Genomic DNA, 9,582 nt, shown 5'->3' with positions numbered 1-9,582 from the left:
GGTGGTGGGCCCATCGGTTGTGAATTTGCCAATATCTTTGCAAGACTGGGTACGCACGTAACTATTGTAGAGGTCATGGACAGGCTTTTGCCTTATTGCGAAAGGGAAATATCGAGACTCATTAAGAAGCGTTTCGAAGAGCGCGGCATGCGGATTATTACGGGAAAGGCCCTTTCCTCTGCCGGGATCAAGGGAAATAGTGTTGCCCTTGTAATTGATGACGATGAAGAGGTTTCGGCAGATAAGGTATTAATGGCAGTGGGGAGGCGTCTCAACAGTTTCGGACTTAACCTTGAAGAGTTGAAGGTGGAGATGGAGGGTAATGCTATCAGGGTGAATGAAAAGATGGAAACCTCTGTCCCCGGCATTTATGCCATTGGCGATGTAACGGGCAAGATGGCTCTGGCTCATGTAGCGGCACAGGAGGGAAAGGTGGCCCTTTCCAATGCCATGGGTAAGGATGCCCTTATGGATTACAGCGCCATCCCCTGGGCGGTCTATGTACACCCCGAGATTGCCTCTGTTGGCAAAGGAGAAGAATCATTAAAAAGAGAGGGTATCCCTTATTATGCGGGTAGATTCCCTTATCTGGCCAACGGCAAGGCCGTTGCCATGAGAGAAGAGGATGGTTTTGTAAAGGTACTGGTTTCAAAAGAGGATGATACCGTTCTTGGCGTACATATTATGGGTTCTCATGCCTCCGACCTTATTGCCGAGGCGGCTCTTGCCATGCAGATGGGTTGCACCGTTAAGGATATTTCAAATACCATACATGCTCATCCCACCCTGGCCGAAGCGGTTCAGGAAGCCTGGGAGGATACGCATGGCATGGCTATTCATAAAGCGGGAAGAAGAATTATATAAAACCAGAGTGTGTAAGTTCAGGGCGCGCAAATAGCGCAAGTCATGGGCCTGCCCAAGTTTTCAAAAAATGCCTGCATAAATAACAGGTAAAGTCAGGATTTTTTGAATAAGTTAATCAGGCCGGGCGCTTTTACTCATTCGGCGCTCTTGGCTAACGAACTCTGGCAGAAGGAAAAAATTATGGCTCTAGTCGTTCAGAAATTTGGCGGAACCTCCGTCGGCACTGTTGAAAAAATCAGGAATGTTGCCAAAAGGGTAATCTGTGAAAGGGAAAAGGGCAATGACGTTATTGTCGTTGTTTCCGCCATGTCGGGTGAAACGAACAAGCTTGTTTCCATGGCCCGTGAAATTGCCGAAAGACCTGTAGAGAGAGAGTATGACGTACTTGTGTCGACAGGTGAACAGGTTACCATCGCCCTTCTTGCCATGGCGCTTCATGATATGGAATGCAAGGCCGTATCCTATACGGCGTCACAGGTTAAAATTGTAACGGACAGCGCTCATTCCAGGGCAAGGATCAAACGAATCGATTCTGAAAAAATTCATAAGAACCTCCATGATGGAAAGGTGGTTGTCGTTGCCGGGTTCCAGGGGGTTGATGAAGAGGGCAACCTGACTACACTGGGCAGGGGAGGGTCCGATACGAGCGCCGTTGCTATTGCAGCCGCCCTTAATGCCGACGTTTGCGATATTTACACCGATGTGGAGGGTGTCTATACGACAGATCCCAATATCTGCGATAATGCAAGGAAACTTAAGAAAATTTCCTATGATGAAATGCTGGAAATGGCCAGCCTCGGCGCTAAAGTATTGCAGACCCGGTCTGTGGAATTTGCAAAAAAGTATAATGTGCCTGTTCACGTAAGGTCCACCTTTTCGAAAAACAGTGGCACAATGGTAACAAAGGAGGATAAGGATATGGAGAAGGTTGCAGTATCTGGCGTTGCATATAACAAGGATGAGGCAAAGATAACGATAATCAGGGTTCCCGACAAGCCCGGTATTGCCGCCAGCCTTTTTGGTCCCATAGCAGACGCAAATATCAATGTGGATATGATTATTCAGAACATCAGTGAAGACGGCTATACGGATATGACTTTCACCGTGCCTAAAGGCGATTATGAGAAGGCCTTTGAACTGGTGGAAAAGACGGGCAGGGAACTGGGTGCAAAAGGGGTGGCAGGTGATACCAATATTTCCAAGGTGTCCGTCATCGGTGTGGGGATGAGAAGCCATGCCGGAATTGCATCGTCGGTTTTTGGTGCGCTGTCCCGTGAGGGAATCAACATTCAGATGATTAGCACGTCGGAAATCAAGGTCTCCTGCGTTATTGATTCCAAATATACCGAGCTTGCCGTAAGGGTATTGCACGATGCTTTTAATCTGGGGGAAGGGGAAGTAGTGGAGGAGAAGGCATAGGGCATAGGATTCGTATAAAAGGTATTTGACAAGGATTTTTCAAGAGATTATAGTTTACTGAAATATATTAAGAGGAGGCATTAGCCATGTTAGCTAAAAAAATGGAAAAGGCTTTAGTCAGGCATATTAATGAAGAGTTGCATTCAGCCTATATTTATATGTCCATGTCGGCCCACAGTTCATCAACGGGCCTTAAAGGTTTTTCCACCTGGTTTATGGCCCAGTATCATGAAGAGATGATGCATGCCATGAAGATGTATGAATATGTTCAGAGCCAGGGGGGAGAAATCATTCTCACTGCCATAGAGGAGCCTCCGAGAGGTTTCAAGTCTGCTCTCGATATGGTTCAGCAGACACTGGACCATGAAAGGTACATGACTAAAAACATCAATGATCTTCTTGAAATGGCCATTGAAGAGCGTGACCATGCAACGCAGATCTTTCTGCACTGGTATGTAACCGAGCAGGTGGAAGAGGAGGATACGGTAGGAGAAATTCTTGCCAGGCTTAAACTCATAGGGGATGATCCCAATGCGCTTCTTATGCTGGATAAAGAGATGGGTGGACGCGCCGTTACCGTTCCTACAGATTTTTCACAGGGCATCCAGGGGGCTCTCAAGGGGGCCTGATAAAGAAATTATCCTTGCTTTTTGCTGTCAAGTTTGTTCAACCACCTCGCCGCAGGCAGTGGTGTATGAGCGCGGAGACTGCCTTCCTGCTTTATCCCGGATTGGGGAGAATAGCTGCCGGTGATCCAACTTAAAAGGGAGAGGCTTGCTTTATGGTATTTCCGGTAATTATATAGAATTTGAATCTCCACCTAATGGTTGCTTCCTCAGTGAAAATAAATAGATAAAAAATTTAAAAAAATATTCTCTTCATTTGACAAAGTAAAAATTACCTGTTTTATTTATATTAAATATTTGATGTAAGGGGGATTGCTATGGCACAAGCAGCAGCAACAAAAAGAAGCAGCACGGCAAAAAAAACGGGCACTGCGGCAAAGGGAAGAAAAAAATCTGCAACAAAGTTCAACCATCGGGAGCACGAAGAAGCGGCATATTTTAGTTGGTTAAACCGCGGGGCTCCCATTGGTGATGATCAGCATGACTGGTTTTTAGTGACGCAGTAGAAAATACTGCAATGGCGGGGTCCATCCCGGCCCCGCTACTTTCTTTTTACCCCTCCGGCACATAATATCATGCCTGCCATTTTATTCAGTATAAATAAGTCTTGTTTTTACATTGACATACTTCATCAAATAATATAGAAAAAAGACATTAAAGTTCTTATTATGAGCAAAAATATTCTCATTACAGGCGGTACCGGCTTTATCGGAAGGAAGCTCTGCAGAATTCTTTCACTTGAGGGATATTCTGTTACTCTATTGAGCAGAAGGCCGAAAAGTGTGAAAAAGTTGTGTGGTGAATCTGTTTCGGCGGTGGGATCCCTCGATGATTTGCCTGATGACCTGCAATTTGAAGCCATAATCAATCTTGCCGGCGCGCCTGTTGCCGAAGGGCGCTGGAGCAAGGCCAGGAAAGAATTGCTTATAAAAAGCAGGACAGAGACGACAAAGAAAATTGCAGCCTATGTTGAGAGAGTCAAAAACAAGCCCAAACGCCTTATATCGGGGTCTGCTGTCGGTTATTACGGGAATGGAGGGGACAGGATTCTCGATGAGGATTCGCCCTTCCATGATGAATTTACGCATCGTCTCTGCCAGGAATGGGAGAGTGAAGCCTGCAGGGTTTTAGAGTACGGTGTCATGCTGACTATCCTCAGGATAGGGCTTGTTATCGGCAGGAACGGCGGTTTTCTTCAGAAGATGCTCTTTCCTTTCAGTATGGGTCTGGGCGGACGCCTCGGTAACGGCAGACAGTGGATGCCCTGGATTCATATCGATGATATTACCGGTCTCATCCTTTTTGTTCTCAAAAATGACGAAATGGAGGGTGTTTTTAATGCAACGGCACCCAATCCCGTAACGAATAATGAGTTTACGAAAACACTGGCGAAGGTTCTTCGCCGTCCCACGCTCATGCCTCTTCCCGCCTTTTTTTTGAAACTCGCCTTTGGAGAGATGTCGCGGCTCCTGCTTACGGGACAAAGAGCAGTTCCCACTTCAGCCGTTAACAAGGGCTATCATTTTCATTTTACCCATTTGGAAGATGCCTTGAGGGATGTTATCGGCTAATTCTGAAGGTCGGCTTAAGACCTCTCCCCGTGAATATTTCTGTTAAATCCCGTCAAAATTTTTTAGGTTTTACCCTGCCCTTTCCCGCGTTATAATCACTCATCGGGAAGGAGGTAACAAATTTGATTACATTTGCTGTTAGTGAAAAGAAAAACAGGGCTCTCCAGGAAAAAATGGAGGAACTTGAAATCCGTGAAGAGGATTTGGAAGAGAAGTTTATCAAGGCGTCCGGGCGGGGAGGACAGAAAGTGAATAAAACTTCCGCCTCCGTTTATGTCAAACATATCCCCACGGGCATTGCCGTTAAATGTATGAAGGACAGGAGTCAGTCCATTAACAGGTTTCTGGCAAGGCGCGAACTTGCCGACAGGATCGAAGAACATTTGACGGGAAAAAGCAGGCAAAGCGCCGAGAGAGACAAGATCAGGAAGCAAAAGGCAAAGAAGAAAAAAAGATCCCTGGCCAAATACGATGCTGAGAGCAGGGACAAAGAGGATAATACAGGAAAGCTTAATGATTGAAAAAGATACGATAAAAACCCTGGAATTCGACAAGGTTTTAAAGATTATATCGGGCCGCAGCCGCAGCCGCGCCGGTGAAAGGGCTGTACTTGATATAAGGCCTCTTTCCACTTTAGGTGAAATTAAAAAAAGAGGGGGAGAGATCGGTGAACTTATCGATCTTTATAAGGGTGACGAAAGGCTTGCCATCTCAAGGTATGAAGACATAAGGGATACTCTCAAAAGGGTAAAGCCCGAAGGCGCCATGCTTGATTCTTCCGAGTATCTCCATATTCGAGGTACGCTCTCCGTTATGGGCGACATAGCAGTCCAGATGTGTGACAGAGAGGATATGCCGCTTTTAGGGGAAGTAACGCAAGAGCTCACCGGTTTTCCTCCCCTTCTAAAACTCCTTGTGCGCACCTTTGACAGGGAAGGAAAGGTCGTCGATGAAGCATCCCCTCTGCTTGCGGAGTTGAGAAAAAAATTGAGAGCCATGAACAGCCGTGTCGGCAAGAGGCTGGAAGAGATAACGAGAGATGAGAAAATCGCCCCTTTTCTCCAGGATGACTTTATAACGAGACGGGGGGAACGCTGGGTTATTCCTGTCAGGATGGACTCAAAGGGGCAGGTGGCAGGTGTTGTTCATGACGTATCCAATACGGGAGAGACAGCCTTCGTCGAACCTCTCGAAATTATCGGACTCGTCAATGAACTGGAAAATCTTATTGCCGATGAAAAGGCGGAAGTCATAAAGATTTTAAGGCGCGTTTGTGTCGCTATCAGGGAAGTTTCCACCGGGATTGAGATGCAGTTTAATATCCTTGTTTATCTTGATATGCTAAATAGCATTGCCGGCTATGCCCATCAATTCGGCATGAACAGGGTTAGAGTAAATGAATCTCGGGATATTTTCATCAAGGGAGGCAAACATCCCCTGCTCATGGCTCAGCTTGCAGAGGGTGCCATCGATAATGTAGTTCCCCTCCATTTAAGCCTTGAAAAGGATAAGAGGGTAATGGTTATTACGGGACCCAATGCCGGGGGGAAAACGATTACCATCAAGACGGCGGGCCTGCTCATCCTCATGGGACTGTCGGGAATGCCTGTGCCGGCAGAGGCTTCTTCGACCATTCCGCTGGTAAAAAAACTTCTTGTCGATATTGGTGATGAACAGTCAATAGAGAGTTCCCACTCCACCTTTTCGGCCCATGTATCGCGTATTTCAGCCATTATTGATAAATCCGATGCCCATACGCTGGCCCTGCTTGACGAAGTGGGAACGGGCACGGAACCTCTCGAGGGGGCAGCCATCGCCTGTGGTGTGCTGAAGGAACTGAAAGAGCGGGGCGCTATTGTCTTTGCAACGACACACCTTACGGACATTGTTGCCTTTGTGCAAAAGGGAGAGGGTATGATTAACGCTTCCATGGCCTTTGACAGGGAGAGCCACAGGCCCCTTTATCGCCTCAAAGAGGGTGAACCGGGTGAGTCCCATGCCATTGAGACGGCGAGCCGTTTCGGCCTTCCTGAGAATGTGATTACCTTTGCCAGAGAGATGATGGGCGGCATGAAGGTGGAACTTCAGGAATTGATGGTTGAACTCAAGGAAAAGAGCGATTCTTATGAAAAAGCAAGATTGGAGCTATCTTTAAAAGAAAAAGCGCTTGAAAATAAGGAGGCCCGTCTTGCTTCCCGCCTTGAAGAAGCAAAAGAGAAGCGGCAACGGGCTTATAGGGAGGCATATGAGGAGATGAAAAATCTCGTTGTTTCGGCAAAACGTGAAATCAGGGATATTATTGATGAGGGAAAAAAGGGGAAAGGCGCCCGGTCTTTGAAAAAACTGGAAAAGAAGAGGTTAGCTATTGAGGAGAAGCTTGAGGGATTCAGTAAGGTTGAGCATGTTTCTCTTGATACTGTAAAAAAGGGAGAAGAGGTTTTTGTCAGGACTCTGGGTGTCGATGCCGAGGTTATTGCCGTAGACGAAAAACGTAAGCGTGTTACTGTTGAGGCAGGAGGGAAAACGATTGAAGTTCCGTTGAAAGTATTATCTCCCCCGGCCGGTAAACCTTTGAAAGGCATAAAAAAAGAGTCGAAAGTTTACCTGGTCAGCGATGAACAGGAAAGCTCGATTAAACTGCTCGGTCTCAGGGTGGAAGAAGCGCTTAATGAGGTAGAGGTTTTTATTGACAGCGCTTCCATGAAAGGTATGGGTGAAGTGAAGATTATTCATGGCGTCGGTACTGGCGCTCTTATGAAGGCTGTCAGGGAATACCTGGAGGGCCATAAAAATGTTGTTTCTTACAGGCGTGGTGAGCAGGGAGAAGGCGGTGATGGTGTGACGATTGTTACTTTGGTCTGATCCTTCGGCAGGCCTGTTATGAGCCGGTCGAATAGCCGGGGTGACAATGATTAAGGGCTTATCTCTTCCATTCTTTTAACAATAATGTTTCTTACCTTTTCATTGAGCGCTTTTCTGTCTGATGGAGGCAGCCCTTCCGTAGAAATGGGCTCGTCAATAACGACGGTAATATGGCCCGGTTTTTTTGCAAAGGCAGACTTGCCCCATAGCCTTCCCGCATTATGCGTCACCGGTACGACGGGGACACCGCTTCCGATGGCGAGGCCCACTCCTCCGGGATTGAAGTTGCCCACTTCGCCGGGAGATATTCTCGTTCCTTCGGGAAAAATAATCATGTTAAATCCGCTGGTTAGGATTTTCTTCCCTTCTGCATTGATTTGCTTTATTGCCCTGGATCCTGCCTTTCTGTTAATGCCGATATGGCCCAGCGCCATGAGACACCAACCAAAGATGGGTACATACATAAGTTCTCTTTTCAGTACCCACATGAAGGGAGGAAACAAAGCAGGGTAGGCCATCGTTTCCCAGGCGCTCTGGTGGTTGGATAGAAATACGGCGGGACCTTCGGGGAGTTTGCCATTGGTTTTTACTTCATAGGTAACGCCGCAGATGATTCTCAGAAGAAAAAGGCCCGTCCTGCTCCAGAATCGGCCGATGGGGTAGACAGCCCTGATACCCAAAGGTCTGAAAATAACCACAAGAGTAGATAAAGTAAAAGTAACGATCCAGAAAAGAATGTTAAAAAGTAACGATCTTAGTATAAGCATTGGTCGCCTTTAAAAAAATGATAACAATTTATAGCTTCATGATCATAATGTCAATATTAACAAAAAAAAGGCGGCTGCACTTTGCAGCCGCCTTTTAAAATAAAAAGCAATTTCTTTGATTAGCTGTGGTTTTCGAAATATTCCTTTGAACCTTCAGGATCGCCCTTCATTGTATCGCCGCCTTCGCTCCAGTTGGCAGGACAGACTTCGCCTGTTTTTGCTACCGTCTGGATTGCTTTTAGAACTCTCAGTGTTTCGTCGACGCTTCTGCCGATACCGAGATCATGAATGACCTGGTACTGGACAACGCCTTCGGGGTTGATAATAAAGAGACCTCTAAGCGCAATTCCCGCATCAAGAAGAACACCATAATCAGTAGAAATGGTTTTTTTCAGGTCTGCCACCAGGGGATAGGTAATCTCACCAAGGCCGCCCTCTTTTCTGGATGTGCTTTTCCAGGCCAGGTGAGAGAAGTGGCTATCTACTGAAACGCCGATAACTTCTGCATTAAGCTCCTTGAATTCTTTGTGCCTGTCACTCATGGCCGTAATTTCCGTAGGGCATACAAAGGTAAAATCGAGGGGGTAAAAGAAGAGAACCGTCCACTTGCCTTTATAGTCGGAAAGTTTGATCTCCTTAAAGCTGTTATCAGGCATAACCGCCTGGGCCGTAAAGTCCGGCGCCGGGAATTGTACCAATGATTTTGTGCTGCATTCACTCATAATTTATAACCTCCATTAAAGAATTAATTTTAGCTTATAGATGAAAAGGATAGCAAATGGATTCAAAAAATATCTTTAATGAAGAGAATATAAACTTAAAGAAGTATTTGGACACAGATTTTCACTGATTGATTATGTTATTTCGGAGATTTAGATTATTAAATCGGCAAATAAATGTACTGCATAATTGATGTAAACAGTTCCCTCATATCTTCCCTTTGCCAAGGAGCACTCTAAGGGGAATAATGGGAGAAAGGGGATGTCAAAATACGGCAACTGCCAACCAGTAATGGAACAGGCAGCAAAAAATATTATTTAGGGGGTTAGGAAGTAAAATTAAGAAAGTGGTCGCTTTCTAAATCCATATTGTTGAGGATGCTATGCACCCTCAACAATTACTGTGGCAAGTTATTTTTTGATGCCAACCTTCAGGCTTATAGAGCCATCATTTGCATCTGTGTCAGACAGTGAGAACATACCAATATAAGGTGATACTACACCGATATCACCATTTCCAAAAGTGATAAGGTAGTGGGAAGAAGTAGCATCAAATGCAACATTGTAAGTAGTTGACCCGGATGTGGCGCTACCCTTTGAATCTGACAACGTTGACCATCTCACATTACCATTACCATCAAAAATATAGAGGGTGTTCAAAATTCTGTGTCAATTTAACCAAAGCTGATATATTCAGCTAAAAAAGGAGAATTGACATGAGTAAAGAAGAAAGTAGTTTTGATTTTAACAAAGC

At 45.7% G+C, this 9,582-nt stretch carries 10 protein-coding genes; 7 read left to right on the top strand and 3 right to left on the bottom strand.

The features are described from left to right. The 7 genes from OEV42_20555 to OEV42_20525 all read left to right on the top strand — a co-directional run. Positions 1-864, top strand: an 864-nt coding sequence (locus OEV42_20555) for an FAD-dependent oxidoreductase (GenBank protein MDH3976662.1), incomplete at its 5' end; no start/stop codon positions are given. Between the two features lie 180 nt (positions 865-1,044). Next, positions 1,045-2,283: an aspartate kinase gene (locus OEV42_20550; protein ID MDH3976661.1), complete on the top strand. Its 1,239-nt coding sequence runs from the start codon at positions 1,045-1,047 to the stop codon at positions 2,281-2,283. An 86-nt stretch (positions 2,284-2,369) separates the two neighbouring features. Further along, a complete protein-coding gene (locus OEV42_20545; protein MDH3976660.1) occupies positions 2,370-2,912 on the top strand; it encodes a ferritin in 543 nt (180 codons plus the stop codon). A 314-nt stretch (positions 2,913-3,226) separates the two neighbouring features. Further along, entirely contained in the window at positions 3,227-3,415 is a 189-nt protein-coding gene (locus tag OEV42_20540) for a DUF2934 domain-containing protein (GenBank protein ID MDH3976659.1), read from the top strand. 162 nt (positions 3,416-3,577) lie between these two features. Continuing rightward, entirely contained in the window at positions 3,578-4,480 is a 903-nt protein-coding gene (locus OEV42_20535) for a TIGR01777 family oxidoreductase (protein MDH3976658.1), read from the top strand. 122 nt (positions 4,481-4,602) lie between these two features. After that, positions 4,603-5,001 (top strand): peptide chain release factor-like protein, encoded by a 399-nt coding sequence (locus OEV42_20530; GenBank protein ID MDH3976657.1) that lies wholly within the window; start codon positions 4,603-4,605, stop codon positions 4,999-5,001. Continuing rightward, the gene (locus OEV42_20525; GenBank protein ID MDH3976656.1) at positions 4,994-7,342 is read left to right on the top strand and encodes an endonuclease MutS2; all 2,349 of its coding nucleotides are present in this window, start codon (positions 4,994-4,996) and stop codon (positions 7,340-7,342) included. Before OEV42_20530 ends, OEV42_20525 begins: the two co-directional genes overlap by 8 nt. 50 nt (positions 7,343-7,392) lie before the next feature. Here the strand turns inward: OEV42_20525 and OEV42_20520 are convergent, their stop codons facing one another. From OEV42_20520 to OEV42_20510, 3 genes are all read right to left on the bottom strand, one after another. Further along, a complete protein-coding gene (locus tag OEV42_20520) occupies positions 7,393-8,109 on the bottom strand; it encodes a 1-acyl-sn-glycerol-3-phosphate acyltransferase (GenBank protein ID MDH3976655.1) in 717 nt (238 codons plus the stop codon). A gap of 119 nt (positions 8,110-8,228) precedes the next feature. Then, positions 8,229-8,831 (bottom strand): peroxiredoxin, encoded by a 603-nt coding sequence (locus tag OEV42_20515; GenBank protein ID MDH3976654.1) that lies wholly within the window; start codon positions 8,829-8,831, stop codon positions 8,229-8,231. 408 nt (positions 8,832-9,239) lie between these two features. Then, positions 9,240-9,452 (bottom strand): hypothetical protein, encoded by a 213-nt coding sequence (locus tag OEV42_20510; GenBank protein ID MDH3976653.1) that lies wholly within the window; start codon positions 9,450-9,452, stop codon positions 9,240-9,242. Positions 9,453-9,582 lie beyond the last annotated feature (130 nt).

The organism is Deltaproteobacteria bacterium (assembly GCA_029860075.1).
Classification (GTDB): Bacteria; Desulfobacterota; JADFVX01; order JADFVX01; family JADFVX01; genus JAOUBX01.
This window is presented reverse-complemented; position numbering and strand designations above follow the sequence as displayed.

Bases quoted from the DNA above. Each gene is read 5' to 3' on its own strand.
- OEV42_20525 (MDH3976656.1), top strand. From the start codon at position 4,994: ATGATTGAAAAAGATACGATAAAAACCCTGGAATTCGACAAGGTTTTA.
- OEV42_20535 (MDH3976658.1), top strand. From the start codon at position 3,578: ATGAGCAAAAATATTCTCATTACAGGCGGTACCGGCTTTATCGGAAGG.
- OEV42_20520 (MDH3976655.1), bottom strand. From the start codon at position 8,109: ATGCTTATACTAAGATCGTTACTTTTTAACATTCTTTTCTGGATCGTT.
- OEV42_20515 (MDH3976654.1), bottom strand. From the start codon at position 8,831: ATGAGTGAATGCAGCACAAAATCATTGGTACAATTCCCGGCGCCGGAC.
- OEV42_20540 (MDH3976659.1), top strand. From the start codon at position 3,227: ATGGCACAAGCAGCAGCAACAAAAAGAAGCAGCACGGCAAAAAAAACG.
- OEV42_20550 (MDH3976661.1), top strand. From the start codon at position 1,045: ATGGCTCTAGTCGTTCAGAAATTTGGCGGAACCTCCGTCGGCACTGTT.
- OEV42_20545 (MDH3976660.1), top strand. From the start codon at position 2,370: ATGTTAGCTAAAAAAATGGAAAAGGCTTTAGTCAGGCATATTAATGAA.